The following is a 25,469-nucleotide window of genomic DNA, read 5'->3' on the forward strand; positions in this document are numbered from 1 at the left end:
TCGCTTGATTCGCATGCATCGTCTGAAGGGGAATTATGCACCTGCGGACCGGCACGCGACGGACGACCGCACTTAGGTTATACCCGCTGCCGCTGAATGCGCCGCCACGGCGTGTCCGGCTGTTTAAAGCACGGCTCTCGGAACCGCGTGCTCCTGCGCGAGCCATGCGCGGACCTGTTCGCTGGTCCACACCGGGTCGTCGTGCGGCAGGTCGTGGCCTGCCCACGGATGCTCGCCATGCAACGCGCCCCACGCGGCCGCGAGCTTCGCCGAGCACACGGGATCGACCAGTTTGTCCGCGCGCGAAGAAAGAATCAGCAACGGGCACTCCGGTCGCGCGGCGCCCGCTGTGAAATTTGCCGCGGCCCAGAGTTGCCGCAACGCATTGCCACGGCTCACGGGCGCGCTGCGACGAATCCGGCTCCAGGTGTCGAGATCGTCGCCCAGCGTCTGCACGTTATTGCACGTCAGCCGATGAATGCCGTGTTCCGCGCGTGGCGCGTCGCGCCAGTGCGCGGCCACGCCCAGCAGGTCCGGCCATGCTGAAGGACGCAAGCGCTCCTGCATCTGGCTGAACGGCCGCATGCTCGTGTTGATCAGCACCAGCCGTTCGATCTCGTAGGGATGCCGTTGCGCCCAGTCCGTCGCCACCATGCCGCCGAGCGACATCGCCAGCACGCAATACGGTCCGGGCATGCCGCTTTGCAAGGCAGCATTTCGCACGAAGCCCACCATGTCGGCAACCGTCGACGGTGCGCGCAAGTGCGCGAATTCGCCATTGCCCGGCAGATCGAGCAGCAGTTGGCGGCCAGGCGCGCCCATGTGAAGGGCCGATTCATTGACCGCGCCATGCAGCAAGCCGGGCAAGCGGCCCCAGTGGCGGATTTCACGCGTGAGGCCGCGTAGCAGGATCCACGTGCTCATACGCTTTCCGGTTTATACCAATGGTCGATCGCGCTTTGCAGCAACTGCTCGCGACGATTGCCTTGCGGCAGCCAGCGTTGCGACGAAAAGGCCGCGCGCGCCAGAAAGTCGAGCAGGTTCGCGTGACGCCGCAGCACACGCGCCGTGCGATGCGCCTTCACCGGATTGAACATGCCCTGACGCGAAAACAACTGGCGCGGATTCTTCTTGATCCACAGCCAGGAGCCGAGTTCGAGGGTCATCGGCAGAAAGACATTGGGCGCGGGCGCGCGGTCGTAAGCGAAGTCCCACAGATCGCCGTGCAACAGGTATTGATGGCTCTGCGGTTCGAACGCGTAACCATGATGCGGATGCGCGCGTTCGAACATGGTTTTCAGCACGTACATTTCCGGCAAATGCGGCATCACCTTGCGGGTGCGTGCGTACGGAAACCAGATGCTGTCGCTCCAGCCATAGCCCGAGTGGCAATCGAGCGCAATGCTCAACGGCCGCGCGGCCAGTTCCGTTTCGACCACCCGCAGCAGCGCCGAGGCCTCGGGTTCCATCGGCTCGCCCTCGCGGCCGCGATACCACGGCAGCCAGGCGCCGACGCGCTGGCCGCCCGCCAGCAGCGGCACGCGTTCGTCGGCGTTCTGCGGCGCGTTGCGCATCAGGTCGACGCCGTTCGGGTTGGCGCGCGTGGCCGCCCACATACCGCCTGGATTGACGATCGGCATAAAGATCAGACGAATCGACTGCAATTGGCGCACCAGCAGTTCGTCCCATTCGAGCCGTGCAAGCAGCGCGCGCATGTAGTCGAGCACGAGTTGTGAGCCGATCCGCTCGAGCCCGTGAATGCCGCCGAAAAAGCCGATTGCCGGCGCTTGCGGGTCGGTGGAACCAATGCTCGCGGTCTGCACGGCGAATTGCCGGCCGCGCACCGTCGTCTCGCAGACGGTGCGGATCGCGAAGCTCGCGCTGCCCTGCTCGAGGATCGTCCTGAGATCTTCGTACTCCGCAAAACTGTCGGGAAGGAAGCTCAGAGGCTGCATGACGATGTCGCGGGCAATTGCAAGGTTAATGGGGACGGCACACCGATTCACGCAATATAGCCTGGCCGGGCGCCATCATGCTGAAGCGGCGCGGGCCGATGCAGATCATGTCACACCCATGTCATTTTCCATTCGATCGAATGACTCCATTTTGCCTTTTCGCCGACGCAAAAAAAGACACGAGAAGATATAGTCGTCTAGACGTTGCGATGCCTTCACTCAACCGTCACAGTCGCTTCCTAGAATGAGCCCCACACATGCCGGCAGCGGCCGGATGCATCAAGGGGTACTCATGGAAGCAATTCGGGAAGCAATTCGTATCGAACGGTTGAGCAAGACGTTCAGCAACGGCCGCAAGGCGCTGGACGAAATCGATCTGCGCGTCGAGCCGGGCGAAATGGTTGCGTTGATCGGCGCCTCGGGCTCGGGCAAGTCGACGCTGCTGCGTCATATCGCGGGCTTCACGGCGTCAGATGCGCAGCCGTCGCAGATCGCGATTCTAGGCCGGCCGATTCAGCAGAACGGCCGCATCGTGCGGGAAGTACGCAGCATTCGCCGTGACATCGGCTTTGTGTTCCAGCAATTCAATCTGGTGAACCGCCTCTCCGTCGAAAGCAATGTGCTGATCGGCGCGCTCGCGCGGCTGCCTTGGTGGCGCCGTCTCAGCGGCCGTTTTCCGCGCGACGAGCGGGCGTTGTCGATGGCCGCGTTGAACGAGGTCGGCATCGGCGAACACGCGCGCGAACGCGCCGCCAATCTCTCCGGCGGGCAGCAGCAACGCGCGGCGCTCGCCCGTGCGCTGGTGCAGCGCGCGCGCATCGTGCTCGCCGACGAGCCGATCGCCTCGCTCGATCCCGAGTCGTCGCGCCGCGTGATGGAGATGCTGCGCACGCTGAACATCGAGCATCAACTCACGGTGCTGGTCTCGCTGCATCAGGTCGACATCGCGATGCAGTACTGCCCGCGCACGATTGCGCTGCGCCGCGGCAAGGTGGTCTACGACGGCCCTTCAGCCGCGCTCACGCCGCTCCTGCTCAAGAAACTCTACGGCGACGACGCCCGCGAGTTGCTCGATGAAGCCGCCATAAGCGCGGACGATCCCGACACAAAGCCCGCTAACGGCAGCACACCGCCGCAGGACATCGCCCCCGCCTCCACGCGCTACGCGTTCGCTCTCAATCCGGCGCACTCGAACTGAGCGCGCCCATTCAGTCTGTCAACTCAATTGGATCTCAAACAATGAAATTCCTGCGTTCATTGATTACGCTGGCCGTCGGCGCGGCCGCTTTTGCTGCTGTCGCCACCGCGCAAGCCGAAGACCTCAACCTCGGCATCATTTCGACCGACTCGTCCTCCGTGCTGAAACAGCGCTGGGAACCGCTGATTCAGGACATGAACAAGCAGACCGGCCTGAACGTCAAGGCGTTCTTCGCGACGGACTACGCCGGCATTATCGAAGGCATGCGCTTTAACAAGGTACAGGTCGGCTATTTCGGCAATGCGTCGGCGATCGAGGCGGTGGACCGCTCGCAAGGCGAAGTGTTCGCGAAGATCCAGTACTCGAACGGTGATGCCGGTTACTACTCGGTGCTGATCACGAACGTGAACAGCCGTTTCAAGACGCTCGACGACGTCTTCAAGAACACGAAGGACGTCACGCTCGGTTTCGGCGATCCGAACTCCACCTCGGGCACGCTGATTCCCGGCTACTACCTGTTCGCCAAGCACAACACGCCCGTCAACACTTCGTTCAAGACCGTGCTGCCGTCGAGCCACGAAGCGAATCTGCTGGCCGTGGTGAACAACAAGATCGACATCGCGACCAACAACACCGAGATGCTCGACACGTTGAAAAAGGAGCATCCGGACAAGTTCGCGCAAGTGCGCGTGCTGTGGAAGTCGCCGCTGATTCCGTCGGATCCGCTGGTATGGCGCAAGGATCTGCCGCAAGCCACCAAGGACAAGCTGCGCAACTTCTTCGTGAACTATGCGAAGACCGATCCGCACGAAAAAGCGGTGATGGCGGCGATTACCGGTTACGGCGGCTTCGCGGCATCGTCGGATGCACAGTTGTTGCCGATCCGCCAGGTCGCCTTGTTCCAGCAGAAGCAGAAGATCGAGAGCGACGCGCATCTCTCCGATGACGATCGCAAGACCCAGTTGGCCGCGCTCGACGCGAAGCTGAGCGCGCTGAACACCGCGCAATCGAAGCAATGAACACGGCAGATCTGATCACGTCGACGGCGCGTGCGAGCGAAGCGCTCGACGCCCAGGCGGCGCGTCATCCCGCGCCTGCTGCCGGCAAGCGTAGCTGGCTGTCGCTGCTCGGCTGGATCGCGCTGCTTGCCGTGTTGGGCGGCGCATGGCATAGCGCCGACATGCGTCCGCTGGATCTGCTCAGCGACTCCGGCAACATGGGTCAGTTCGCCAAGGACTTCTTTCCGCCCGACTTCACCGAATGGCGCAGCTATCTGCACGAGATGGTCGTGACGCTTTCGGTGGCGGTGTGGGGCACCGCTCTCTCGCTCGTGTGCGCAGTGCCGTGCGGGCTGATGTCCGCTCACAACATGGCGCCGATGTGGATCGTGCAGCCCATGCGCCGCATGATGGACGCGTGCCGCGCGATTAATGAAATGGTCTTCGCCATGCTGTTCATCGTCGCGGTCGGCCTCGGTCCTTTTGCGGGCGTGCTGGCGCTGTGGGTGCACACCACCGGCGTGCTCGCCAAGCTGTTCGCCGAAGCGGTCGAGGCCATCGATCCGCGTCCGGCAGAAGGCGTGCGCGCCACCGGCGCAACGAGTCTCGACGAAATCATTTACGGCGTGCTGCCGCAAGTGCTGCCGTTGTGGATCTCGTACGCGTTGTATCGCTTCGAATCGAACGTGCGCTCGGCGATGGTGGTCGGCATGGTCGGTGCGGGCGGTATCGGCGTGGTGCTGTACGAAGCGATCCGCTCGTTCAACTATGCGCAAACTGCCGCGGTGATGATCATGGTGATCGTGGTCGTGACGGTGATCGACCTCGCGTCCGCGTGGCTGCGCGAGCGCGTGACCTGAAGTTGGCGGCATGACGGCCCGGTGGGAAGTTTGGCGAAGCGCGGCTTCGTCAGCTTTCCGCCGCGCGCCGTTGCGCTGCATTTCAACCTGCATGCGCCGGATTTCGTTCGTCTTTGCGGCGTCTTTTTGACGCCACAAATCGCCTCAATTTTACAAATAAAACCCCTCCGATCGAGTTGTCCACTCCTCTATTCCGGCGTTCTGCTGGAATAATCACGGGCTCATGGCCCGCACCCAGGCCTTCGCTTCCCCTCTCCCCTGGTCTTCGATGGAAACCTTTGTCGTTTTGCTGGTGCTGCTCTCCGCGCTGCTTCACGCTACGTGGAACGCGTTTCTACATCTTTCGGAAGATCGCGTCTGGCTGCTCGGCATGATGGCGATTCCGTATATCGCCGTGAGCGCGGTCGGCGTGGTCGTGCTGCCCATGCCGGCGCCGGCGGCGTGGCCGTACATCGTTGCATCGGTGGTGCTGGAATTCGGCTATTTGCTGGCGCTGATCCGCGCCTACAAAAGCGGCGACTTCGGGCAGATCTATCCGATCGCGCGCGGCCTTTCGCCGATGCTCGTGTTCGCCGGCGCACTGGTCTTCGCGCACGAAGCGCTCAAGCCGCTGGCGGCGATCGGTGTCGCGCTGGTGTCGATCGGCATCGTCTCGCTGGCGTTTCGCCGCGGCATGCGCTTTTCGGGCGAGAGCGTGCCTTTCGCGCTCCTGACCGGCTTTTTCATCGCGACGTATTCAGTGGTCGACGGCATCGGCGCGCGCCTGGCGGGCAATGGCCTGAGCTACATCATGTGGGTCTATCTGATCTGGAACATCCCGCAGTTTCTGCTCGCCTGGCACTGGCGCGGCGGCGCCAAAGGGCTGTTCATCGGGCGCGCGGTGGTGCTCAAAGGCATGGCGGCGGGCGTGCTCGCGTTGAGCGCCTACTGCCTGATCATCGAGGCTTACCGCTATCTGCCGATTGCGATGGTCTCCGCGCTGCGCGAGATGAGTTCGATCTTCGCGGTGGTGATCGGCTGGCTGTTCATGCGGGAGAAGCTGACCAGGCGGCGGATCGTTGCGTGCGCGCTGGTGACGCTGGGAGCGGTGTTGATACGGGTTTGAGTCAGGCACCCCTCACGCGAACTCCGGCAACGTCGCATCGATCGCATCGGCGAGCGTGTTGAAAGCCGGCGCGATCTCCTCATCCGGCACGCACGCATAGCCGATCAGCAAACCCGAGGGCGCCAGCAACGGTTGCGCGTAATACCCCGACAATGGCCGCACGACGATATTGCGCTCCAGCGCGGCGGCCGCGACCCGCCGATCGTCGCTGCCATCAGGCAACTGCATCACCAGATGCAAACCGGCGTCGCCGCCCACCGCCGGCAACGCATCGCCGTAACGATGCGCCGCGGCGTCGAGCAACGTCTGACGGCGCTGTCCGTAGAGCGTGCGCATCTTGCGGATATGCGACGTGAAATGCCCTTCGGCGATGAACTCCGCGAGCATCGCCTGCTGCAGCAACTGCCCCTCGCGATACAACTCGGCGCTCGCGGTGGCAAAGCTTTCCGCCAGCGCTTCCGGCACGACGAGGTAGCCTATGCGCAAACCCGGAAATAGCGTCTTGCCGAAGCTGCCCACATAAATCACCTGCCCCGACGTATCCAGACCCTGCAGCGACGCCAGCGGCCGGCTGCCGTAGCGGTATTCGCTGTCGTAGTCGTCCTCGATGATCCAGCACTGGTTCTGCCGCGCGTATTCAAGCAACATGCGCCGCCGCGCGAGGCTCATCACCATGCCGAGCGGATATTGATGCGAAGGCGTGACGAGCATCAGCTTCGGCGGCTGCGCGAGGTCGTCGGCGGATGGATTGATGCCTTCCTCGTCGACGGCGATTGGCCGCGATTCCAGGCCGGACACGTGCAGCACACTGCGCACGCCCCAATAACAGGGGTCCTCGGTCCAGATCACGTCACCCGGATCGGACAGCAGGCGCACGGCAAGGTCGACCGATTGGTGAATCCCGGTCGTGATGATGATCTGCTCCGGCGTGCAGCGCACCGAGCGCGAAGTGCGCAGATAGTCGGCCAGCGCGTGCCGCAGCGAGGCGAGGCCTCCGCCCGGCGCATACGTCAGCAGGTCCGGGCGCAGCCGGCGCCAATATTTGTTGTGCAGGCGGCTCCAGACACGCGCCGGAAACTTCGTGACGTCCGGCACGCCAGGCATGAACGCGCCCCACTGCCGCTTGGACACGCCCGCGCCCGCGATCAGCCGCGCGCCACGCGTGGAAAGCGCACGCCGCGCCTGCAGCGGCGCCGGCTCGGGCCGCGCGGCGGGCGCCTCGGCATCGGGCACCCCGACGATTTCGTCCGGCGCACTGTCGGCGACGAACGTCCCGCGTCCGGTCGCCGAACTCACATAGCCTTCGAGCACGAGCTGCTCGTACACCTGCGTGACGGTATTGCGCCCGATGCCCAACTCCTGCGCCAGCAAACGCGACGACGGCACCTTGCTGCCCGGCGGCAATTCGCGCGACAGGATCGCTTGCTGCAACAGCCGATGCAACTGACGATAGATCGGCTGGCCGTTGCCCCGGTCGAGGCGCTGGGCCAGCCAGTCGGACAAAACGCTCGCGCGCATGATTGGCTCCTACATTTTTATTGAAATGGCTCTGAAGTTAAGAGCCAAATCTCATTATAGTCGCTGCATGTGCTGCGCTGAGCGCGCGGCGTCCGCAAAAACCGAGGAGCGAAGGAGATGACCATGAAGAACGCAGAACTGAAGAGCCGTAAAGACGCCGCCACGCCGCGCGGCGTCGGGGTGATGTGCGATTTCTACGCCGAGCGCGCTGAAAACGCGGAACTGTGGGACGTCGAGGGCCGCCGTTTCATCGACTTCGCCGCCGGTATCGCCGTGTGCAACACCGGCCACCGGCATCCGAAGATCCTCGCCGCGATCCGCGACCAGCTCGATCATTTCACCCACACGGCGTATCAGATCGTGCCGTACGCGTCGTATGTCGAACTGGCCGAGAAGCTCAACGAGCGCGCGCCGGGCGACCATCCGAAGAAGACCGCGTTTTTCACGACCGGTGCCGAAGCCGTCGAAAACGCGATCAAGATCGCCCGCGCCGCGACCGGCCGTCCGGGCGTGATCGCCTTCACTGGCGGTTTCCACGGCCGCACGCTGATGGGCATGGCGCTGACCGGCAAGGTCGCGCCGTACAAGATCGGCTTTGGCCCGTTCCCGTCGGACGTGTTCCATGCGCCGTTCCCCAATCCGCTGCACGGCGTGACCACGGCCGACTCGCTGAAGGCCATCGAATTCCTCTTCAAGGCCGACATCGATCCGAAGCGCGTGGCCGCGATCATCTTCGAACCGGTTCAGGGCGAAGGCGGCTTCTATCCGGCGCCGGCCGAATTCGTGCGCGCCCTGCGCAAGCTGTGCAACGAGCACGGCATTCTGCTGATCGCCGACGAAGTCCAAACGGGTTTTGCACGCACCGGCAAGCTGTTCGCCATGCATCACTACGACGTGGTGCCCGATCTGATGACGGTCGCCAAGAGTCTCGCCGGCGGCATGCCGCTGTCGGGCGTGATCGGCCGTGCGGATGTGATGGATGCCGCGGCGCCTGGCGGCCTCGGCGGCACCTATGCGGGCAATCCTTTGGCGGTTGCCGCCGCGCATGCGGTGCTCGATATCATCGACGAAGAGAAGCTCTGCGAGCGCGCCATGGTGCTGGGTGACCGCGTCAAGGCAAAGCTGATCGCGCTGCAAAGCGACGTGCCGCAAATCGCCGATGTGCGCGGCCCCGGCGGCATGGTCGCCGTCGAATTCTGCAACGCAGGCGGCACGGAGCCGGATGCGGAGTTCACCAAGCGCGTGCAGACGCGCGCGCTCGAACGCGGCTTGCTGCTGCTGGTGTGCGGCGTCTATTCGAACGTGGTGCGCTTCCTGTTCCCGCTGACGATTCAGGACGCGGTCTTCGACGAAGCCATGGCGATTCTCGAAGACGTGATCAAGGACAGCGTCACCGTCGCGGCATAAGGAACCTACATGACCACGTTGAGCTTGAAAGACCCGTCGCTGCTGAAGAGCCACGCGTACATCGCGGGCGAATGGCAATGCGCCGACGACGGCACGACCTTCGAAGTAAAGAACCCGGCCACGGGCGAAACGATCGCGACGGTGCCGCGTATGGGCACGGCGGAAACCCGTCGCGCCATCGACACGGCCAACGCCGCGTGGCCCGCATGGCGCGCCACGACCGCGAAGCAGCGCGCCGTGATCCTGCGCAAATGGCACGACCTGATGATGGAGAACGCCGACGATCTGGCGAAGATCCTCACCACGGAACAGGGCAAGCCGCTCGCCGAAGCCAAGGGCGAAATCCAGTACGCCGCGTCGTTCCTCGAATGGTTCGCCGAAGAAGGCAAGCGCGTGAACGGCGACACGATCCCGACGCCGGCCAACGACAAACGCATCGTCGTGACGAAAGAGCCGATCGGCGTTTGCGCGGCTATCACACCGTGGAATTTCCCGGCCGCGATGATCACGCGCAAGGTCGGTCCGGCGCTCGCGGCGGGCTGCCCGATCATCGTCAAACCGGCTGAAGCCACGCCGCTCTCCGCGCTCGCGCTCGCGGTGCTGGCCGAGCGCGCCGGCGTGCCGCGCGGCGTGTTCAACGTCGTGACCGGCGAGCCGAAAGCCATCGGCGCGGAAATGACGGGCAATCCGATCGTGCGCAAGCTGTCGTTCACCGGCTCGACGCCGGTCGGCCGTTTGCTCATGGCGCAGTGCGCGCCGACGGTCAAGAAGGTGTCGCTCGAACTCGGCGGCAATGCGCCGTTCATCGTATTCGACGACGCGGATCTGGACGCCGCGGTGGCCGGCGCGATTGCATCGAAGTATCGCAATAGCGGCCAGACCTGTGTGTGCACGAACCGTTTCTACGTGCATGACAAGGTCTACGATGCGTTCGCCGAGAAACTGCGCGTCGCCGTCGAACAGCTCAAGGTTGGCCGCGGTACTGAGGACGGCGTCACGCAAGGTCCGCTGATCAACGAAGCGGCGGTACTCAAGGTCGAGTCGCATATCGAAGACGCGCTTGCCAAAGGCGCCCGCATTGTTACCGGCGGCAAGCGTCATGCGCTTGGTCATGGTTTCTTCGAGCCGACCGTGCTTGCGGATGTCACGCCGGCCATGAAGGTGGCGCGTGACGAAACCTTCGGGCCGCTCGCGCCGCTGTTCCGTTTCTCGTCGGATGAAGAAGTGATCCGCCTCGCTAACGACACCGAGTTCGGCCTCGCGTCGTACTTCTATAGCCGCGATATCGGCCGTGTCTGGCGTGTCGCGGAAGCGCTCGAATACGGCATGGTCGGCATCAACACGGGCCTCATCTCGAACGAAGTCGCGCCGTTCGGCGGCGTCAAGCAATCGGGCCTGGGCCGCGAAGGTTCGCATTACGGCATCGACGACTACGTGGTGATCAAGTACATGTGCGTCGGCGGAATCTGAACGCGAAGCTTGAAGTGAGAAAGTGAGAAGCGGCCACGTCGACATGTCTGACGTGGCCGTTTTTCGTTGGCCCGGTGGAAACAGGCCTGCTGTGTGGTGACAACGCCCGCTCTTGCGTTGCGAACGAAAACGGATCCCTACTCCGCCAGGTCTGTCGTTAAACTGCTGGCACAATTGCGGCACTTGACCGCGGTGCACGCAGCCGAATAACGACCGTTAAATGAAACGCTTCGAAATGCTGGCCAACACCATGGCCGATGAAATTCGCTCGGGCAGCCGTCCGGTCGGCTCCCGCATGCCATCTTTGCGGCATCTCACCACGCAGCACGGCGTCAGCCAGTCCACGGTGTTTCGCGCCTATTACCTGCTCGAAGAGTGGGGCTTGATTCGAGCGCGCGAACGCTCTGGCTACTACGTCGCGCCGGGCGCCGCGCTCGAGCAACACCCGGCGCCCCGCCCTCAAGTCGCTCTGGAGTCCGCCAAGGTCGAGATCAGCGATCTTGTCTTCTCGGTGCTCGAAGCCGCGAAGCATCCCGACGTGGTTCCGTTCGGCTCGGCCTTTCCGTCGCCGCAGCTGTTTCCTCTTCAGCGTCTTGCCAGGTCGCTCGGGCATTCGAGCCGCTTGATCAGTCCGTGGAGCACCGTCGTCGATCTTCCGCCGGGCAATGAGCCATTGCGTCGCCAGATATCGTTGCGTTACATGGGAATGGGCGTTGCTCAACCAATGGAGCAACTCGTCGTCACCAATGGCGCGCTGGAAGCACTGAACCTGTGTTTGATGGCCGTGACGCGGCCGGGCGACGTAGTCGCGATCGAGTCGCCCGGCTTTTATGCGGCCCTGCAGGCCATCGAGCGCCTCGATCTGCGGGCAGTCGAGATTCCAGTCGATCCCGTTTCAGGCATCGATTTGCAAGCGCTTTCGGATGCCCTCGACAAGCACCCTATCCGCGCATGCTGGTTCATGACCAACTACCAGAATCCGACCGGCGCGTCGATGTCGCAGGACAAGAAGAAAGCGCTGGTCGAACTTCTCGCCCGGCATGACGTGCCGCTCATCGAAGATGACGTGTACGGCGAGCTGCATCATGCGGCGACCTACCCGCTGCCCGCCATCGCCTTCGACACGAAGGGGCTGGTGATGCACTGCAGTTCATTTTCAAAGACGCTCGCACCAGGATACCGCATTGGATGGGTCGCGGCGGGACGTTTTGCCGAGAAGGTGCAGCGTCTGAAGTTGATGACCACGTTGTCAGCGAGCATCCCCGCCCAGGCAGCCATAGCGGACTATCTTCAGCACGGCGGGTACGACAAGCATCTGCGGAAACTGCGCGGCGCGTTCCGCAATCAACTCGCTTCGATGGACACTGCGCTGCGCCGCTGGATGCCCGACGATTCGCATTGGACGCTGCCGTCTGGCGGCTATTTTCTGTGGCTCCGGCTACCGTCGCATGTCGACGCGATGCAGTTGCATCGTCTTGCGATAGAGAACGGCATCAGCATTGCGCCGGGTCCTATTTTCTCCGCGCGACACGAATTCCGGAACCATATCCGGTTGAACTTCGGTCATCCGTGGAGCGACAGCACGGAAAGCGCTGTCCGAACGCTGGGCTCGCTGCTCGAGCAGGCGAGCCGATGAACCACGTTCATCACGCTCTTCCTGCGAATGCACCGCAAACGTCAATGCGCCACGCTGACCGCAAGTCTCGCGAGTGCAAACAGCGTCGCGCCGAATCCGGCGGCGAGGGCTACCGCGACTAGCGGCAACAGGGGCAGCTTGACGCCCGCCATGTCGGCCTGGTGCGAGGCGCCGCGGCGGATGCCGAAAAAACTCCACAGCACGATTCGCGTCATCTTCAAGAGGTTCATGGCATCACCTTCAAGGCAGGGTTGTTGTATCTCACGCGATAGTGTGAGCCCGTCAGGTCACGCAAAACAGTAGCAGTTGCGATCAATTCCAGCGCAGCAGTCTTCCGTGACCGACCGGCCGGCGGGCCGCCGGTTCGCTCACCATCTGCTAGCGTGTTTTCAGCGGCATCTGCTGCTTTTCAGCGCCCGCCATTGCCTCTATCGTTCGCCAGAAGCCCCCGGGTCGGGCGCGGCACAGCAGGTGTCGATGCCGATGTGACCACGGTTCCTTCCACGAATCGACGCTCAGCGAGACTGCGCCATGTAAGGCGGCAGTCGCACCGGACCATGTACCAATACACCGAGTTTGACAAATCATTCGTGCGCAGCCGCGCTGCGCAGTTTCGCGACCAGCTCGAACGCTGGCAGTCCGGCAAGCTGAGTGAGGACGACTTTCGTCCACTGCGTCTTCAGAACGGCTGGTATGTGCAACGGCATGCGCCGATGTTGCGCGTGGCGATCCCATATGGTGAGTTGTCGAGCAGACAGTTGCGCATGCTCGCCCGCATTGCACGCGAATACGATGAACCGGAGGCCGAGGTCTACCGGCTCGCTAGCGAAGCGCAGCGGAAACTCGGTACCGTCCGCTTGCCCACGAACTATGCGCATTTCACGACGCGCACCAACGTGCAGTTCAACTGGATTCCGCTCTCGAAGGCCGCGGACGTGATGGACTTGCTCGCAAGCGTCGACATGCACGGCATTCAGACGAGCGGCAACTGCATTCGCAACATTTCCTGTGACGAACGCGCGGGCGTCGCGCCTGACGAAATTGCCGACCCGCGTCCGTTCGCGGAAATCATGCGGCAGTGGACGACCCTCCATCCCGAGTTCGCGTTCCTGCCGCGCAAGTTCAAGATAGCGATCACCGGGGCAAGCGAAGACCGCGCCGCGACGGACTGGCATGACGTCGGCCTTCGTCTGCTGCGTAACGAGGCGGGCGGACTGGGATTTCGCGTCACGGTTGGCGGCGGGATGGGCCGCACTCCCGTGATCGGCACCGTGCTGCGCGAGTTTTTGCCATGGCAGCACATCATGAATTACATCGAGGCGGTGGTGCGCGTCTACAACCAGTACGGACGCCGCGACAACAAGTACAAAGCGCGGATCAAGATCCTGGTGAAGGCAGAAGGTCAACGTTACATCGACGGCGTCGAGGAAGAGTTCCGCCAGATCGTCGAGCACGACGGCGGCCCTCACACTATTCCGCTGGCCGAACTCGAGCGCGTCAGCGCGTGCTTCGCTCTACCCCAAATGCCTTCCGTCGACGCGCCGGTCAACCTCGAAGCGATCGCAACGTCGAACGCCGCGGCCCTCGAGACGCCGCAATTCGAACGCTGGCTCCAGCGCAATGTCGCGCCGCACAGGAACCAGCGCTTGCGGATTGTCACGCTCTCGTTCAAACGCCTACTGCAAGCGCCCGGGGACGCATCGGCGGAACAGCTCGATCGCGTGGCCGACCTGGCCGAGCGGTTCTCCGCGGGCGAAGCGCGTGTCACCCACACGCAGAATGTCGTGCTGCCCTGGGTGCATGTCAATGACCTCCTGCCGCTCTGGGAAGCCGCGCGCGAGGCGGGGCTCGCGAGCGCCAACGTGAATTTGCTGACGGACATGATCGCCTGCCCCGGTGGCGATTTCTGCGCGCTCGCCAATGCCCGCTCCATTCCGGTTGCAGAAGCCATTACCGAGCGCTATCAGGATCTGGACGAACTCAACGATATCGGTGAAATCGACCTGCATATCAGCGGCTGCATCAATTCGTGCGGCCATCACCATAGCGGGCATATTGGCATCCTCGGTGTCGATAAGGATGGCAAGGAGTGGTACCAGGTGACGTTGGGCGGCTCGGACGGTTCGACCGCCAGTGGCCGCGCGCAAGCGGGCAAGGTCATCGGCCCGTCGTTTTCCGCGATCGAGGTGCCCGAGGTCATCGACGCGCTGCTGTCCGCTTACCTCGACATGCGAGCGACGGTTGGCGAGAGGCGCGAGTCGTTCGTCGAAACGGTTCGACGGGCAGGTATCGAACCGTTCAGGACGGCCGCGGATCGCGTGCGCACGCTCATGGAGAAAACGGCATGAACGGCACGACACGTATCAGACTTCTCACTTTGCGCGAGCACGCATCGGATTCGTCGCGGCAGGTTGTCGCTCTGGCAAACGATGAGGATCCGGCCGAGCAAAAAGAGGCCATCGCAACTGCTGCGCGCGTGGAGTTGCACTTCCCTAATTTCACCGACGGCCGGGCCTACAGCCAGGCGTATCTCCTGCGCCGCCGCCTCGGTTTCAAAGGCGATCTGCGGGCAACAGGCGACGTGCTCGTCGACCAGTTGATTCAGATGGAGCGAACCGGGTTTTCAAGTGCGGTACTGAAAGACGGTATCGATCCAGAGGACGCGCAGCGCCAACTCGACCGCTTTCCTGCGTTTTATCAGGGCGATGTCATTCACGATGCGCCCTTTGTGCGATCAGATGCCCGGAATAAGGATGAGTGACGGCGCGAGAGACACGCGGGTGGTTTCTACAACCACGCCGATATCTGGGGACTACTGCGTAAAGCGAGCTGTGCCGCGAGATGGCGGATCGTCGCCAGATGCATTTTCGGGAGTTTGCCCGTCCCGGCTCGCTCTCGCACGCGTCGGTCAAAAGTGGACCGTTTTGGCGATGGTCGCGTTGCGGGAAAAGCATCTGCGCTTTGCCGAGATCAGGCGTCGTTTGGACGGCGTCTCCGACAAAATGCTTTCCCAGACGCTGAGATCGATGGAAAGAGATGGGCTTGTCGAGCGATACGTCGACGACCAGCATCCGGGGCGTATCGAGTATCGCTTAAGTCCGCTCGCTCGCACCGTGCTGCCGATCGTCACCGCGTTGAAGCAATGGGCCGAACGTTCTATCGACTCCATTGAGGCCAGTAATCACGCGTACGACCATAAGATCGAACGGTCCACGCGTCAGGCCGTTTCATAGGTGCTGAAAATGCCACGATCCAGCGCCCTGCTACAGCGACTACACACTACGCGATCGATTAACGACCGTAGTTAACAACCGGAGCCGAATACGAACTGTTCGTCGTGTCCGAACGGCCGCCTGCCTGCGACGAACCATTGGTGGCCGAACCATAGCCGCTGGTCTGAGCGGCGCTCTTTTGTGCCGCGACACGCGCTTCAGCAGCCTGAATGTTCGCCGGATAGTCATCGTCGTTCGCGGTGCCCGGGTTATAGCCGGCCTTTTCCAGCTGGATCAGTTCGGCGCGCACCTGAGCGCGCGTAACCGGCTGATTCGATTGAGCAAAAGCGGCGAGCGGAGCGGAAATGAGAGCGGCGATAACAACAGCTTCGATCAGGGATTTCATGATACCTACCTCCAGAGATTGTTTTTTGCCATGCTGCGAACTCGTGTCTGCAGCGTATGGATACAGTCTAGGAGGCAATGTCTATAGGGTAAACCCCGAATCAACGAATTCACTGTTGCGATAAACGGGACAGTTGGGGCGCGGAAGCAAGGCTTTGCCCCGGCGATGACGCCAGTTCACCAGCATTTCGGCCGCCCGTCCCTTGCCGGTCGCTTCTCGGACTCGCGCCGAAACGCGCGCGATACGTCCGCGAAAAATGCGAGGGCGACTCGAACCCGCATGCCACGCAAATCGACGTAATCGACATGTCGGTCTGTTGCAGCAACTCGCGCGCACGCGTGAGGCGCAACTGCAGATAGAAATGCGTCGGCGTGTCCTTCAGCGAGGCGCAGAACAACCGCTCCAGTTGGCGCCGCGTCACGCCGATTTCCTGCGCGAGCTGATCCGGCGTGAGCGGCTCCTCCATATGCTGTTCCATCACGCCGATCACCTGAATCAGCTTGCGGTTATGCACACCGTAGCGCGCCGCGATCTCCATGCGCTGATGGTCCGAGCGCTGCCGGATACGGCTCACCACGAATTGCTCCGAGACTGCCGAGGCCAGCGCGGCGCCATGCTCGCGGCCGATCAGATCGAGCATCATGTCGATCGACGCCGTGCCGCCCGCGCACGTAATGCGCCGCGCGCCGATTTCGAACAGTTCCTGACTCGCATCGAGCGACGGATAGCGCTCGCGGAACGCCGACAGCGCTTCCCAGTGCACGGTCACACTGTCCTCGCCGCCGAGCAGCCCCGCTTCCGCGAGCACGAAGCTGCCGGTGTCGATACCGCCGAGCGTCGCGCCCGCACGCGCGAGGCGCTTCAGACAATCGCCCAGCACGCGCGTGTAGCAGGCGAGCGGCTCGAAGCCCGCGACGACGAAGAGCGTCCGCGCCGCGTCGATGTCGCCGATGGCGGCATCCGCATTGATCGAAATGCCGTTGCTAGCGTCCACCGGCGCGCCGTCCAGACTCAGAATGCGCCAGCGGTACAGGTCGCCGCGAAAGCGGTTCGCCACGCGCAACGGCTCCACCGCCGACATGAAACCGATCGCCGAAAAGCCCGGCAGCAACAGGAACGACATATCTTCGGGCATCGTGCTCAGACTCGATCAGGAGACAAAAAACGCAGGCGGACGCGGGTTCCCGGCGAGCGTAGCAAGCAGCGACCGAGCCGGCAAGGCGCGCCAAAATTCGCGCTCGAACCGATTTTGCAGCGCAATCCGCGCGATGCAGGTTTTCCCTCATTGTCGCGTGGGAGCAAGAACGGGTCGCTGGCGGTCGCTTTGGCCGGAATATGGGGCATTAACGTTACGTCATTCGTGCAGTTCAGGCATTACACAAGCCGTATCGCATGTCCGGGGGCCGCTTCGCCTGATGTCGTTTGCTCAGGCGAAGGGGGCCGGTTCGAAACACGCTGTCATCCGTGTCAGAAGAGGGAACGTCATGAAGTTACGCGTCAAAGCCCTGCTTGCCCAACTTGCGTGCCTCGCGGCCGCCATCGCCGCCGCCGGCACCGCGCTGCCGGCCTCCGCCCAAGACCCCGCTGCCTGCCGCGCGGTACATTTCGCCGATATCGGCTGGACCGATATCACCTCGACCACCGCGCTCGCGTCGACCGTGTTCGAAGGACTCGGCTATCAGCCGGTGACGACCGTCGCCTCCGTGCCCATCTCGTTCGCGGGCTTGAAGAGCAAACAGCTCGACGTGTCGCTCGGCTACTGGTGGCCGGTGCAGGAAAAGGCGATTGCGCCGTTCGTCGATTCGAAATCGATCCAGGTGCTGCAGCCGCCTAATCTGACCGGCGCCAAGGCCACGTTCGCTGTGCCGAGCTACGAATACGACGCGGGCCTGAAGACTTTCGCGGACATCGCCAAACACCGCGATCAGCTCGACGGCAAGATCTACGGCATCGAACCCGGCAGCAGCGCGAACGCGGCGATCCTGAAGATGATCGCCAACAATCAGTTCGGCCTCCGCGGCTTCAAGCTGATCGAATCGAGTGAAGCGGGCATGCTGGTCTCGGTCGATCGCGCGATCCGTGAGAAGAAATGGGTGGTCTTTCTGGGTTGGGAGCCTCATCCGATGAACATCCAGATCGACATGACATACCTCACCGGCAGCGACGGTGTATTCGGTCCGAACGACGGCGAAGCACGCGTTTATACGCTGACGTCCCCCGACTTTCTGACGCGTTGCCCGAACGCGGGCAAGCTCGTGAGCAATCTGCGCTTTTCGACGCAGCTCGAAAACGTGGTCATGCAATCGGTCATGAACAAGGAAAAACCCGCCGACGCCGCCAAGGCGTATCTGAAGAAAAACCCGCAAGTACTCGACGCATGGCTTGCCGGCGTAAAGACCTACGACGGTAAGGAAGGCTTGCCCGCGGTCAAGGCCTATCTGGGTCTTTGATCCCGAATGTCGCGCATATCAATTCACAGGAACCAGATCGCATGAATCAAGAAGTCATCGTGACCTGCGCGGTCACTGGCGCAGGCGATACCGTCGGCAAGCACCCGGCCATTCCCGTCACGCCGAAGCAGATTGCCGAGGCCGCCATCGAAGCCGCGAAAGCCGGCGCCACCGTTGCGCATTGCCACGTGCGCGATCCGAAAACCGGACGCGGCAGCCGCGATCCGCAACTGTATCGCGAGGTCGTGGACCGCATTCGCTCGTCGGGCACGGACGTGATCATCAATCTGACCGCCGGCATGGGCGGCGATCTGGAGATCGGTCCGGGCGAAGACCCGATGCGCTTCGGCGCGAACACGGATCTGGTCGGCGGCCTCACGCGCCTCGCGCATGTGGAGGAATTGCTGCCGGAAATCTGCACGCTCGATTGCGGCACGCTCAATTTCGGCGACGGCGACTACATCTATGTGTCGACGCCCGCGCAATTGCGGGCCGGCGCGCAGCGCATCCACGAACTCGGCGTCAAGCCTGAACTGGAAATCTTCGATACGGGCCACTTGTGGTTCGCCAAACAATTGCTCAAGGAAGGTTTGCTCGACGCGCCGCCGCTGTTTCAGATTTGCCTCGGCATTCCCTGGGGCGCGCCCGCCGACACCACGACCATGAAAGCCATGGCCGACAACCTGCCGCCCGGCGCGCAATGGGCCGGCTTCGGCATCGGCCGCATGCAGATGCCGATGGTCGCGCAGGCAATGCTGCTCGGCGGTCACGTGCGCGTTGGCCTCGAAGACAATATCTGGCTCGACAAAGGTGTGCCCGCAACGAACGGCACGCTGGTGCAACGCGCGGTGGAGATCATCGAACGGCTCGGCGCGCGTGCGCTGACGCCTGCCGAAGGACGCCGCAAGCTCGGTCTGCCCGCGCGTGGCGAGCGTCAACTGGAGCGGCGTGCGGCCGGACAGTACGCTTGATCGATCGCGAGAGTCGCGCGGCGCGTTCGATGCAACGCGCTTCTTTCTGAACCGGGCAACACACAGGCAAAGGAAACGTCAGCAATGGCAGTGATTGTCGATATCAAAACATTCGCGGCAATCGGCGTGGGCGTGATCGGCAGCGGCTGGGTGGCGCGCGCGCTCGCGCACGGGCTCGATGTCATCGCGTGGGACCCGGCGCCGGGCGCGGAGAAACAGTTGCGCGAGAACGTCGCGAACGCATGGCCGGCGCTGCAGCGCGTGGGGTTGGCCGCGGGCGCGTCGCCCGAGCGATTGCGCTTCGTCGATACGATCGAAGCCTGCGTCGGGCAGGCGGATTTCATTCAGGAAAGCGCGCCAGAGCGCGAGGAATTGAAGCTCGCGTTGCACGAGCAGATCAGCCGCGCGGCGAAGCCGGATGCAATCATCGCCTCCTCTACGTCGGGCCTGTTGCCGAGCGACTTTTACGCACGGGCGGTGAATCCGCAGCGTTGCATCGTCGGGCATCCATTCAATCCGGTGTACCTGCTGCCGCTCGTCGAAGTGCTGGGCGGCGAAAGCACCGCGCCGGAAACCATCGACGCCGCGCTGCGGGTATATCGCGCGCTGTCGATGCGGCCGCTGCGGGTTCGCAAGGAAGTGCCGGGCTTCATCGCCGACCGCCTGCTCGAAGCGCTGTGGCGCGAGGCGCTGCATCTGGTCAACGAAGGCGTCGCGACGACCGGCGAAATCGACGACGCGATCCGCTTCGGCGCGGGCATCCGCTGGTCGTTCATGGGCACGTTCCTGACGTACACGCTGGCGGGCGGCGATGCGGGCATGCGCCACTTCATGCAGCAATTCGGACCCGCGCTGGAGTTGCCCTGGACTAAACTGGTAGCGCCGAAGCTGACGGACGAGCTGATCGACCGGGTCGTGGACGGTACAACCGAACAGGTCGGGCCACGGTCGATCAAACAGCTCGAACGTTACCGCGACGATTGCATTACGAGCGTGCTGGCGGCGATTGCGGAGGCGAAGGTGCGGCATGGAATGCTGCCGGCTGACTGAGGGCGACCGCGCGGAGGCGCGGAAGGACCTGCGACCGCGGAACGGCGGAATAGCGCGTAAGGATCGACGCGCACGGAGGCGGCGGAAGGACCGCGCGTACCCAAGGGCGCGGAAGCCACGGATGGCGTGCCACGCGCGCCAAGCGTCGGCGACGCATGCCCCCGCGCGCAGCCGCCACCTTTGACACGAACAACGGAGACAACTTGCTGATGCCGCAATCCGCTGCCCTACCAAGCTATCGCGACACGGTGCGCGCCGAATGGGTCGATTACAACGGCCATTTGCGCGACGCGTTCTACATGCTTATCTTCAGCTTCGCGACCGACACCCTGATCGACCTGATCGGTTTGCCGGACGCCGTGCGCAAAGAACGCCGGCGCTCGATCTACACGCTCGAAGCGCATATCAACTATCTGCACGAGATCAAGGAAGGCGCGCAGGTGCGCGTCGACATGCGCTTGCTCGGGCACGATGCGAAGCGGCTGCATCTGTACCTCGAGATGTTTGCCGGCGATGGCGACGAACCGGTGGCAGCAGGCGAGCAGATGTTGCTGCACGTGGACACTAGCGGACCACGCGCCGCCGCGTTCGATCCGGACGTCGCGGCACACGTGCGGGCATTGACCGACGCGCATGCCGCACTGCCGCCCGCCGTGTTTGCCGGCCGCGTGATCGGCTTGCCCGCGAGAACGAAGCCCAGTGGGAGTGGACATGCTTGAGCCAGAGATTGCCGCGTTCATCGAAAGAACCGCCGCGATTTATCCGGGGCATTCGACTTCATTGACGCCGGCTGAACAGCGCAAGATTTACGACCGCTACGCCGCGGCGGTCACGCCCGCGTTGCCGGATGAAGTCGTGACGCAGGATGCCGAGTTCCAAACCGGCGCGGGGCATTCGATCGCACTGCGGCTGTACCGGAACCGTTCAAGGCATCACGAGGCGCCGCGTGGCGCCGTGTTGTACTTTCACGGCGGCGGCTTCGTGCTCGGATCGCTGGACAGCCATCAGATCGTGACCGCACGCCTCGCCGCGGATACCGGTCTCGATGTGATCGCGGTCGACTACCGGCTGGCTCCCGAACATCCCGCGCCGGCCGCGCATGACGATTGCATGGAGGTCACGCTCGCCGCTTTGGCAGGGCGCCTGCCATTCGATCCGCGTATCGACGCTCCGCTGCAACTGGCCGGCGACAGCGCCGGCGCGACGCTCGCGGCCAGTGTGGCGATGCGGCTGCGCGACGACGCCATGCAAGGCGTAAGCGGCCTCGCGCTGATTTATCCAATGCTCGGCACCGAGCCGCAGATGCCCGCGCGCGAAACGGAAGCACATGCGCCGATGCTCAAGCTAGCCGACGTTCATGCGTTCCGCGATCTGTATTGGGGCACCCATCCGCCCTTCCCCGCGTGGACGATCCCACTCGATGCGACCCGCTACGACGGCCTGCCGCCGACGCTGGCGATCGGCGTCGAACATGATCCGTTGCGGGACGATGCGCGCGTGTTTACCGAGCGTATCAACGCGGCCGGTGGCGAGGCGCGGCTCTGGATCGGCGCCGGGCTCGTGCATGGATGCTGGCGCGCCATCGAATCGAGCCCCGGCGTGCAGCGGTTTCACGAAGCGGTGTGCCGTTTTCTATCCGCCCATGCGACGCCGGCGTCGTCCGCCGCTCGTTAGTGCGAGTTCAGGCCGCCGGATAGTCGGTCGCAACGAACTTATCGACCATTAGCTCTGACGCCAACGTGGCGAGCGCGCAGGCGCCTTGCGCAATGCGCGATCCGCAGGCGTGTCCGGTGCCGGCAACCGTACGGTGAAGGTCGTGTGGGTGCCTCGTATCGAACTGCACTCGATACTCCCGCCCAGCAGTTCCGTCGCGCGACGGCAAAACGCGAGCCCCATGCCCGCGCCGCTGCCGTGCCGCTTGGTCGTGAAGAAAGCGTCGAAGATATAGGGCAGGACGTCGGGCGCGATGCCCGGCCCGGTGTCGCGGAATTGCAGCACGCAGAAGTCATGATCCTGAACGGCACTGATCGTGATCTCGCCATCGCCACCCACGCGAATGGCATGCAACGCGTTTTTCAGCAGGTTGAACAGCACGAAAACCACGACCGTATCCGAGCCCGAAAAAGACATGGCGAGGTCGATGGGCATCACCGTGACACGCTTACGCTCGTCGCCGCTGAACGGATACCGCTCGAGCGCCGACATCACGCACTGGTGCACGGAATGCCGGCTGAAGCCGCCACGGTCCAGACGATCGAGCGTGAAAGACGCGAGCGCCATTTCGACCATCGCGCTGGTGCCGGACACTTCGCGCCGGATCGCCGTCGCAAGCTGGCCAATGCGCTCGGATTGTCCGGACTCGTCGTGATCGTCATACAGCCCGTGCGTGACGGCCGTCCGGTAGCCCTTGAATACGTGGCCCCATACGCTGGCGATTTCGTCGGCGTGCATACCGATGGTCGCGAGCGGCGTCGAAATCTCGTGCGCGATGGTCGCTGCGACGGCATACGGGTGAATCAGGTGATAGCGGACGATGGTGATTGCCAGCAGCCCAAGGCTCAGGCCGATGAACAGGACGCCCGGCGGATAGAACCCGAAGCCGTAGTTGACCGCGTAATCCACCGCGGCAAACGAGTACAGGCAAAGGCTCGCCAGACACAGATCGAGACGCCGGCGCGCGTCGCCCTCCGCCTTCTGACGCGCGGCGAGCAGAAGCTGTCCGCTGCGCCCGGCCAGCAACACGGTCTGCACGACATGCACGGGATGCAGTGGCCCGGCGACCGGATAGTAGCCGAAGAAGAAGTGCTGATAGCCGGCTATCACTTCGTTACCGGGCAGCAATATCGCGAGGACGAAACACAGCCCGTACGACGCGAGCAATATCGGCCGCTCACGGCGCTGCGCCGCCACCTCCGTCACGAAGTGGTAGAACGTTGTCGGCAGAAAGAGAATGAAGAGGTAACCGCATCTGACCAGCAGGTCCGCGGTCTGCGGGTTTTCAGTCTGAAACAGCAGCGTCCATGCGCCTTGCCAGGCGAAGGTCGCGACGCACATCAGGATAAACGGCGTGAATAGACGCGTCGCGCCTTGCGTAATCAGCACGTATAGGGCGAACACCACGAACATCGCGGACACGAAGGCAGTCGGAATGGCGTACATGTGGCTCAACGTGTCGGCAGACTTTAGCGGGTCCGCTCATTCCGCCATTGCGCGAAGGTCACAAGGTCCAGGCCCACGTCGGTTTTGTCGATCGGGGTCCAGCAATAGAACACGTCATCCCAGCCCGGAATGGTCTGCGGCGTCAGCGTCCTGACGGTCATGCCGGAGCGATACGCCAGGTTCGGCCAGAAGATCGGCATCACCTCGCGCACCGCCATTTGCTTCAGGAGCTCGGCCGGGCCGTCCTCGTCCGCGACGATTTCGCCTTGGGAAATCCAGTCGTTCTCAGCCCACGCGACGAAAACGCTCGGGTTGCCGGCGCGATCGAACATCAGAATGGCGTCCTGTTCCGGGCGCCAGTAGTACTCGACGATACCGTTCGCGGCCACCACCTCGTCGATGACCTTGCGCGTTCGCGGATCGCAATACGTCATGCCGTTCTCGCCCAACGCCAGCCAGCCGCCTTCCGAACAATGCCGGATTTTGGCATCCCTCAGAAAATGGGCCAGCCGGTTAGCGGAGTCGGTATCCGTTTTTCTCAGGTATAAATCGACGATTCCCGCATTGAAGGCTTTGACCGCCACCGTTTCGTCCGCGACCCCGGTCAGCAGCACTTTCGCGCAGCGCAGATTGGAGATGGACGAGAGGAATTCCACGCCGTTCATGCCCGGCATGTCGAAATCCACGACCACCGCCGCCACTTCCGCGAAACGGGAACCGCGGGCCAGGATGTCCCGTTCCGCCGCGGTTTCCATGTAGCGCTCAAAACCTGTTTCGCTCACGCATGCCGACGCCGGCGCGAACTCCAGCGAATTCTCGCGAGCATGCTGACGGATGAAAGCAAGCGCAGTCTGCGGCCGCGTAAAAAACAGATTGGTGGCGGTATCCGGAAAGAAACGCCGCAGGGCGTCGAGGTAGCTGTCGTTGTCATCCACGAAAACAACCGTCGACGGATAGATAACAGGTGGTCGGATAAAATTGTTCATATTTTCACGTGGTTCGTCACGCCCCCGCTCGAGGCCAACCGCGGCAGGCCGCACGGCAAGCCCGCACGACAGGTTGCAGCGCGGCGGCGCCCCGAGCATAGGGAGCCGCTGCCGGTTCCCGCATGTTCGTATATGGAACATTCCGGCGCGCCTCGGATCTGCTTATAGGCAGGATTCTCTCACGCCGGTCGCCAGGGCGGTTTTCCGCTGAACAATATAGTACAGGGCCTTGGCATCGATCGTGCGAAGTCGCCGCGGCGCTCAACGGCAGCACTGATGCGTTCTGGGAATCCGCGATGCGGAGCAGCCCTTTACGGCCGCGACGCAACCTCGTCCAGATGCTCCAGCAGATCGGCGGGATCGTCGTAGACACGCAGCGCGCCCGCCCGTTCGAGTTCCTCCGTGCCGTACCCGCCCGACAGCAAGCCCACACCCAGCGCACGACAGCGCCGCGCCGCGAGCATGTCCCAGATGCTGTCGCCGACCACCACCGTGTTTTCGACCGGTACGCCGAGCCGCCCCGCCGCGGCGATGAACAGATCCGGATCCGGCTTTGCATATTTGACGTCGTCGCGCGTCACGACAACCGCCTTCGCGGGATCGACACCCAGCGCCTCCAGATTGAGCGCCGCCGTCTCCATGCGGCCGCTCGTCGCCACGGCCCAAGGCGTGCCGGCTTGCGTCAGCGCGTCGAGCAAGGCCCGCGCGCCCGGCAGCGGACACACCTGCGCACGCAATCGCTGGTAGGCCGCTGCGTGAGCATGACGAAGACGCTCGACCCGCTCGGCGCTGATTTCACCGTGCGTTTCCCGCAGAAGCTGATTGGTAAAGAGGCCGCCGCTCATGCCGATCTTGCGGTGGATTCGCCAGACCGACAAGGGAATGCCTTCGCTGTCGAGCGCTTCCTTCCAGGCCAGCACGTGCTGGTAGACGCTGTCGACCAGCGTTCCGTCGAGATCGAAGAGGAAAGAGGTCTGGATTCGCATGGTGTGCTCCTGTTGATGACTACCTTCGCCAATATGCCATGTCCCGGGATTCGCGGGTCGCGCGAATCCCGCCTCGATTCCCCTTGACCCTCTCGGGGCGCG

24 protein-coding genes are annotated in these 25,469 nt (G+C 63.2%); 15 read left to right on the forward strand and 9 right to left on the reverse strand.

What is annotated here, in order from left to right; translation table 11 throughout:
- Positions 1 to 123: 123 nt before the first annotated feature.
- On the reverse strand, positions 124 to 924 hold the full coding sequence (locus PQR32_RS30230) for an alpha/beta fold hydrolase (protein ID WP_408235729.1): 801 nt from the start codon (positions 922 to 924) through the stop codon (positions 124 to 126).
- Entirely contained in the window at positions 921 to 1,955 is a 1,035-nt protein-coding gene (locus PQR32_RS30235; protein ID WP_408235732.1) for a M14 family zinc carboxypeptidase, read from the reverse strand. Before PQR32_RS30235 ends, PQR32_RS30230 begins: the two co-directional genes overlap by 4 nt.
- A 292-nt stretch (positions 1,956 to 2,247) precedes the next feature.
- On the opposite strand from PQR32_RS30235, the gene phnC reads away from it, so the two are divergent.
- From phnC to PQR32_RS30255, 4 genes are all read left to right on the forward strand, one after another.
- Positions 2,248 to 3,153, forward strand: coding sequence for a phosphonate ABC transporter ATP-binding protein (phnC, locus tag PQR32_RS30240; protein ID WP_408235735.1), 906 nt, complete (start codon positions 2,248 to 2,250; stop codon positions 3,151 to 3,153).
- 41 nt (positions 3,154 to 3,194) lie between these two features.
- Positions 3,195 to 4,172: a phosphonate ABC transporter substrate-binding protein gene (gene phnD / locus PQR32_RS30245; protein ID WP_408235738.1), complete on the forward strand. Its 978-nt coding sequence runs from the start codon at positions 3,195 to 3,197 to the stop codon at positions 4,170 to 4,172.
- Positions 4,169 to 5,011: a phosphonate ABC transporter, permease protein PhnE gene (gene phnE, locus PQR32_RS30250; RefSeq protein WP_408235741.1), complete on the forward strand. Its 843-nt coding sequence runs from the start codon at positions 4,169 to 4,171 to the stop codon at positions 5,009 to 5,011. The genes phnD and phnE overlap by 4 nt, the downstream gene beginning before the upstream one ends.
- Positions 5,012 to 5,279: 268 nt before the next feature.
- Positions 5,280 to 6,116, forward strand: a complete 837-nt coding sequence (locus tag PQR32_RS30255) for an EamA family transporter (RefSeq protein ID WP_408235744.1) — start codon at positions 5,280 to 5,282, stop codon at positions 6,114 to 6,116.
- 12 nt (positions 6,117 to 6,128) lie between these two features.
- Here the strand turns inward: PQR32_RS30255 and pdxR are convergent, their stop codons facing one another.
- A complete protein-coding gene (gene pdxR / locus PQR32_RS30260; protein WP_408235747.1) occupies positions 6,129 to 7,634 on the reverse strand; it encodes a MocR-like pyridoxine biosynthesis transcription factor PdxR in 1,506 nt (501 codons plus the stop codon).
- 123 nt (positions 7,635 to 7,757) lie between these two features.
- Here pdxR and PQR32_RS30265 point away from each other — a divergent pair, with 123 nt between their 5' ends.
- The 3 genes from PQR32_RS30265 (at position 7,758) to PQR32_RS30275 (ending at position 12,147) form a co-directional block, all read left to right on the forward strand.
- Positions 7,758 to 9,041: a 4-aminobutyrate--2-oxoglutarate transaminase gene (locus tag PQR32_RS30265; RefSeq protein ID WP_408235750.1), complete on the forward strand. Its 1,284-nt coding sequence runs from the start codon at positions 7,758 to 7,760 to the stop codon at positions 9,039 to 9,041.
- Positions 9,042 to 9,050: 9 nt separating this feature from the next.
- Positions 9,051 to 10,511 carry an NADP-dependent succinate-semialdehyde dehydrogenase gene (gene gabD / locus PQR32_RS30270; protein ID WP_408235753.1) on the forward strand — a complete coding sequence of 487 codons (1,461 nt, stop codon included), beginning with the start codon at positions 9,051 to 9,053 and terminating at the stop codon, positions 10,509 to 10,511.
- Between the two features lie 220 nt (positions 10,512 to 10,731).
- A complete protein-coding gene (locus PQR32_RS30275; protein WP_408235755.1) occupies positions 10,732 to 12,147 on the forward strand; it encodes an aminotransferase-like domain-containing protein in 1,416 nt (471 codons plus the stop codon).
- 41 nt (positions 12,148 to 12,188) lie between these two features.
- Here the strand turns inward: PQR32_RS30275 and PQR32_RS30280 are convergent, their stop codons facing one another.
- On the reverse strand, positions 12,189 to 12,377 hold the full coding sequence (locus tag PQR32_RS30280; protein ID WP_168789849.1) for a DUF2970 domain-containing protein: 189 nt from the start codon (positions 12,375 to 12,377) through the stop codon (positions 12,189 to 12,191).
- 327 nt (positions 12,378 to 12,704) lie between these two features.
- On the opposite strand from PQR32_RS30280, the gene PQR32_RS30285 reads away from it, so the two are divergent.
- The 3 genes from PQR32_RS30285 to PQR32_RS30295 are packed head-to-tail and all read left to right on the forward strand — an operon-like array spanning position 12,705 to position 15,380.
- On the forward strand, positions 12,705 to 14,495 hold the full coding sequence (locus PQR32_RS30285; protein WP_408235758.1) for a nitrite/sulfite reductase: 1,791 nt from the start codon (positions 12,705 to 12,707) through the stop codon (positions 14,493 to 14,495).
- A complete protein-coding gene (locus PQR32_RS30290; RefSeq protein WP_408235761.1) occupies positions 14,492 to 14,908 on the forward strand; it encodes a DUF934 domain-containing protein in 417 nt (138 codons plus the stop codon). Before PQR32_RS30285 ends, PQR32_RS30290 begins: the two co-directional genes overlap by 4 nt.
- Positions 14,901 to 15,380 carry a winged helix-turn-helix transcriptional regulator gene (locus PQR32_RS30295; protein ID WP_408235764.1) on the forward strand — a complete coding sequence of 160 codons (480 nt, stop codon included), beginning with the start codon at positions 14,901 to 14,903 and terminating at the stop codon, positions 15,378 to 15,380. The genes PQR32_RS30290 and PQR32_RS30295 overlap by 8 nt, the downstream gene beginning before the upstream one ends.
- Before the next feature lie 58 nt (positions 15,381 to 15,438).
- Here the strand turns inward: PQR32_RS30295 and PQR32_RS30300 are convergent, their stop codons facing one another.
- Together PQR32_RS30300 and PQR32_RS30305 are read right to left on the reverse strand one after the other, a co-directional pair.
- Entirely contained in the window at positions 15,439 to 15,765 is a 327-nt protein-coding gene (locus PQR32_RS30300) for a DUF4148 domain-containing protein (RefSeq protein ID WP_408235767.1), read from the reverse strand.
- A gap of 109 nt (positions 15,766 to 15,874) precedes the next feature.
- Positions 15,875 to 16,900, reverse strand: coding sequence for a GlxA family transcriptional regulator (locus tag PQR32_RS30305; protein ID WP_408235770.1), 1,026 nt, complete (start codon positions 16,898 to 16,900; stop codon positions 15,875 to 15,877).
- A 349-nt stretch (positions 16,901 to 17,249) separates the two neighbouring features.
- Between PQR32_RS30305 and PQR32_RS30310 the strand changes: the two genes are divergently transcribed.
- From PQR32_RS30310 to PQR32_RS30330, 5 genes are all read left to right on the forward strand, one after another.
- Complete coding sequence (locus PQR32_RS30310; RefSeq protein ID WP_408235773.1) at positions 17,250 to 18,215, forward strand: choline ABC transporter substrate-binding protein; 966 nt, start codon at positions 17,250 to 17,252, stop codon at positions 18,213 to 18,215.
- 41 nt (positions 18,216 to 18,256) lie between these two features.
- The gene (gene cdhC / locus PQR32_RS30315) at positions 18,257 to 19,186 is read left to right on the forward strand and encodes a 3-dehydrocarnitine:acetyl-CoA trimethylamine transferase CdhC (protein WP_408235776.1); all 930 of its coding nucleotides are present in this window, start codon (positions 18,257 to 18,259) and stop codon (positions 19,184 to 19,186) included.
- An 84-nt stretch (positions 19,187 to 19,270) separates the two neighbouring features.
- A complete protein-coding gene (locus PQR32_RS30320; RefSeq protein ID WP_408235779.1) occupies positions 19,271 to 20,236 on the forward strand; it encodes an L-carnitine dehydrogenase in 966 nt (321 codons plus the stop codon).
- Positions 20,237 to 20,445: 209 nt separating this feature from the next.
- The gene (locus tag PQR32_RS30325) at positions 20,446 to 20,955 is read left to right on the forward strand and encodes a thioesterase family protein (protein WP_408235782.1); all 510 of its coding nucleotides are present in this window, start codon (positions 20,446 to 20,448) and stop codon (positions 20,953 to 20,955) included.
- Complete coding sequence (locus PQR32_RS30330) at positions 20,948 to 21,910, forward strand: alpha/beta hydrolase (protein WP_408235785.1); 963 nt, start codon at positions 20,948 to 20,950, stop codon at positions 21,908 to 21,910. Before PQR32_RS30325 ends, PQR32_RS30330 begins: the two co-directional genes overlap by 8 nt.
- A 48-nt stretch (positions 21,911 to 21,958) precedes the next feature.
- On the opposite strand, the gene PQR32_RS30335 is transcribed toward PQR32_RS30330, so the two are convergent.
- The 3 genes from PQR32_RS30335 to PQR32_RS30345 all read right to left on the reverse strand — a co-directional run bounded on the left by PQR32_RS30335 (position 21,959) and on the right by PQR32_RS30345 (position 25,367).
- Positions 21,959 to 23,395, reverse strand: a complete 1,437-nt coding sequence (locus PQR32_RS30335; RefSeq protein ID WP_408235788.1) for a sensor histidine kinase — start codon at positions 23,393 to 23,395, stop codon at positions 21,959 to 21,961.
- Between the two features lie 23 nt (positions 23,396 to 23,418).
- Positions 23,419 to 24,381, reverse strand: a complete 963-nt coding sequence (locus tag PQR32_RS30340) for a response regulator (protein WP_408235794.1) — start codon at positions 24,379 to 24,381, stop codon at positions 23,419 to 23,421.
- 311 nt (positions 24,382 to 24,692) lie between these two features.
- Entirely contained in the window at positions 24,693 to 25,367 is a 675-nt protein-coding gene (locus tag PQR32_RS30345; RefSeq protein WP_132377739.1) for an HAD family hydrolase, read from the reverse strand.
- Positions 25,368 to 25,469: the final 102 nt, after the last annotated feature.

Source organism: Paraburkholderia dipogonis (assembly GCF_046027395.1).
In the GTDB taxonomy this organism is placed as follows: Bacteria; Pseudomonadota; Gammaproteobacteria; order Burkholderiales; family Burkholderiaceae; genus Paraburkholderia; species Paraburkholderia dipogonis_A.

Bases quoted from the DNA above. Each gene is read 5' to 3' on its own strand.
- PQR32_RS30285 (WP_408235758.1), top strand. From the start codon at position 12,705: ATGTACCAATACACCGAGTTTGACAAATCATTCGTGCGCAGCCGCGCT.
- PQR32_RS30325 (WP_408235782.1), top strand. From the start codon at position 20,446: ATGCCGCAATCCGCTGCCCTACCAAGCTATCGCGACACGGTGCGCGCC.
- phnE (WP_408235741.1), top strand. From the start codon at position 4,169: ATGAACACGGCAGATCTGATCACGTCGACGGCGCGTGCGAGCGAAGCG.
- PQR32_RS30265 (WP_408235750.1), top strand. From the start codon at position 7,758: ATGAAGAACGCAGAACTGAAGAGCCGTAAAGACGCCGCCACGCCGCGC.
- PQR32_RS30235 (WP_408235732.1), bottom strand. From the start codon at position 1,955: ATGCAGCCTCTGAGCTTCCTTCCCGACAGTTTTGCGGAGTACGAAGAT.
- cdhC (WP_408235776.1), top strand. From the start codon at position 18,257: ATGAATCAAGAAGTCATCGTGACCTGCGCGGTCACTGGCGCAGGCGAT.
- PQR32_RS30275 (WP_408235755.1), top strand. From the start codon at position 10,732: ATGAAACGCTTCGAAATGCTGGCCAACACCATGGCCGATGAAATTCGC.
- gabD (WP_408235753.1), top strand. From the start codon at position 9,051: ATGACCACGTTGAGCTTGAAAGACCCGTCGCTGCTGAAGAGCCACGCG.
- PQR32_RS30280 (WP_168789849.1), bottom strand. From the start codon at position 12,377: ATGAACCTCTTGAAGATGACGCGAATCGTGCTGTGGAGTTTTTTCGGC.
- PQR32_RS30310 (WP_408235773.1), top strand. From the start codon at position 17,250: ATGAAGTTACGCGTCAAAGCCCTGCTTGCCCAACTTGCGTGCCTCGCG.
- PQR32_RS30230 (WP_408235729.1), bottom strand. From the start codon at position 924: ATGAGCACGTGGATCCTGCTACGCGGCCTCACGCGTGAAATCCGCCAC.
- PQR32_RS30290 (WP_408235761.1), top strand. From the start codon at position 14,492: ATGAACGGCACGACACGTATCAGACTTCTCACTTTGCGCGAGCACGCA.
- phnD (WP_408235738.1), top strand. From the start codon at position 3,195: ATGAAATTCCTGCGTTCATTGATTACGCTGGCCGTCGGCGCGGCCGCT.
- PQR32_RS30345 (WP_132377739.1), bottom strand. From the start codon at position 25,367: ATGCGAATCCAGACCTCTTTCCTCTTCGATCTCGACGGAACGCTGGTC.
- PQR32_RS30300 (WP_408235767.1), bottom strand. From the start codon at position 15,765: ATGAAATCCCTGATCGAAGCTGTTGTTATCGCCGCTCTCATTTCCGCT.
- PQR32_RS30335 (WP_408235788.1), bottom strand. From the start codon at position 23,395: ATGTACGCCATTCCGACTGCCTTCGTGTCCGCGATGTTCGTGGTGTTC.
- phnC (WP_408235735.1), top strand. From the start codon at position 2,248: ATGGAAGCAATTCGGGAAGCAATTCGTATCGAACGGTTGAGCAAGACG.
- pdxR (WP_408235747.1), bottom strand. From the start codon at position 7,634: ATGCGCGCGAGCGTTTTGTCCGACTGGCTGGCCCAGCGCCTCGACCGG.
- PQR32_RS30340 (WP_408235794.1), bottom strand. From the start codon at position 24,381: ATGAACAATTTTATCCGACCACCTGTTATCTATCCGTCGACGGTTGTT.
- PQR32_RS30255 (WP_408235744.1), top strand. From the start codon at position 5,280: ATGGAAACCTTTGTCGTTTTGCTGGTGCTGCTCTCCGCGCTGCTTCAC.
- PQR32_RS30305 (WP_408235770.1), bottom strand. From the start codon at position 16,900: ATGCCCGAAGATATGTCGTTCCTGTTGCTGCCGGGCTTTTCGGCGATC.
- PQR32_RS30295 (WP_408235764.1), top strand. From the start codon at position 14,901: ATGAGTGACGGCGCGAGAGACACGCGGGTGGTTTCTACAACCACGCCG.
- PQR32_RS30330 (WP_408235785.1), top strand. From the start codon at position 20,948: ATGCTTGAGCCAGAGATTGCCGCGTTCATCGAAAGAACCGCCGCGATT.
- PQR32_RS30320 (WP_408235779.1), top strand. From the start codon at position 19,271: ATGGCAGTGATTGTCGATATCAAAACATTCGCGGCAATCGGCGTGGGC.